Origin of the sequence: Pseudomonas sp. GXM4 (assembly GCF_008923895.1) — a bacterium.
Taxonomy (GTDB): Bacteria; Pseudomonadota; Gammaproteobacteria; order Pseudomonadales; family Pseudomonadaceae; genus Aquipseudomonas; species Aquipseudomonas atacamensis.
In genome coordinates this window covers 1-1,730 of record NZ_WBRZ01000482.1, presented here as the reverse complement: position 1 = coordinate 1,730, position 1,730 = coordinate 1, and the positions used below count along the sequence as shown (strand labels likewise).

Here is a 1,730-nt window from a genome sequence, read left to right as displayed (position 1 = left end):
GCATTCCAAATGTGGGAGCGAGCTTGCTCGCGCAAGCGCCAGAACATTCCTACACAACAGGCACTGGACAGACGCCCAACATCGGCAGATTATTTGCCGCGCCAAACCCACTCAATCCAGAGAACCCTCATGAGCAAAAAGCCAGCAAAGCATGGCCCCAACAAGGCCAAATCCATCGTCGCCCAGCCCTTGTTCCGCAGCCGCCAGGAACGACCAGCCAAGGGCAAAGGCAGCTACCGCCGCGAAGCCTTCCGGTCTGACAACCGGGAGGCTTTTTACTTTCTGGCTGCCTGAAGCGCACCACCCCCCGCTCATGTTAAGGTCTGCACCTGATTCGTTTCCCCTGGAATTGTGCATGCCCCCAAGTCTTTCCCGTCGTTGGCCCGTGCGCCAATTGATCGCTGCCTCCAGCTTCATTCTGCTTGTCGCCTGCGCGGAAAAACCCACCGCCGCCGATGCACAACCGCTTCAAGCCGCCCCGGTCACCACGGCCCCAGCGATCATTCCGCCGGTAGTGCCGTCCGCCGACCCGCTCGATATTCAACCGACCCAGACCTTTGCCGAATGGCAGGCGGGCTTCCGCAAGGACGCCCTCGCCGCCGGGATTCGCCCCGAGCTGTTCGATCAGGCATTTGCCAACATCAGTTTCGACGCCAGCGTGATCCGTGCCGATCGCAGTCAGCCGGAGTTTTCCCGCCCGGTGTGGGAATACCTCGACGGTGCGCTGTCGCCACTGCGCGTGCGCAAAGGCCAGGCGCTGATCAATCAGTACGCCGACATTCTGCAAAGCATCGAGCAGCGTTATGGCGTTGATCGCCAGGCGCTGGTGTCGGTGTGGGGCATGGAAAGCAATTTCGGCCAGTTTCAGGGCAGCAAGTCGGTGATCAACTCGTTGGCCACTCTCGCCTATGAGGGGCGTCGTCCGGGCTTTGCTCACGCGCAATTGATTGCCGCCCTGCAGATTCTGCAACAGGGCGATATCACCCCGGAGAAGATGCTCGGTTCCTGGGCCGGCGCGATGGGCCAGACCCAGTTCATTCCGACCACTTACAACACCCACGCCGTGGACTTTGACGGTGACGGTCGCCGCGACATCTGGGGCAGCCCGGCCGATGCGCTGGCCTCGACCGCGCATTACCTGCAAAGCTCGGGCTGGCAGCGTGGCCAGCCGTGGGGTTTCGAAGTGCAATTGCCGAGCGGCTTCAACTACACCCTGGCCGATGGCGCGATTCGCAAAAGCGTCGCCGAATGGCGGCAACTGGGCGTGAACCTGCCGAACGGCGCGCAGGTGCCAGCCGGTTCCGAACAACTGTCCGCCGCCCTGCTGCTGCCGGCTGGTTATCGCGGCCCGGCGTTCCTGATCCTCGACAACTTCCGGGCGATTCTCAAGTACAACAATTCGTCGTCGTATGCGCTGGCGGTGAGCCTGTTGTCCGAGCGCTTTGAAGGCGCGGGCCTGATCAATGGCGACTGGCCGAAAGATGATCTGCCGCTGAGCCGCACCGAGCGCATCGAACTGCAGACGCTATTGAGCGCGCGTAATTATGACGCCGGCACAGCGGACGGGATTATCGGCGCCAATACGCGCAAGGCCATTCGCAGTGCCCAGCAGGCGCTGGGCTGGCCGGCGGATGGGTATCCGACGCACAAGTTGCTTGAGAGCCTGCGCGCCAAATAAAAGCATTGCGGGCAAGCCCGCTCCCACAGGGCTCTGGTTGAAACACAATTGT

At 61.9% G+C, this 1,730-nt stretch carries 2 protein-coding genes; both read left to right on the top strand.

All coding sequences use genetic code 11. The annotated features are described in order from the left end of the window. Positions 1-129 precede the first annotated feature (129 nt). Positions 130-294 carry an alternative ribosome rescue factor ArfA gene (gene arfA, locus F8N49_RS27595; protein ID WP_016773035.1) on the top strand — a complete coding sequence of 55 codons (165 nt, stop codon included), beginning with the start codon at positions 130-132 and terminating at the stop codon, positions 292-294. Between the two features lie 61 nt (positions 295-355). After that, positions 356-1,678 (top strand): lytic murein transglycosylase, encoded by a 1,323-nt coding sequence (locus F8N49_RS27590; protein WP_071173695.1) that lies wholly within the window; start codon positions 356-358, stop codon positions 1,676-1,678. Positions 1,679-1,730: the final 52 nt, after the last annotated feature.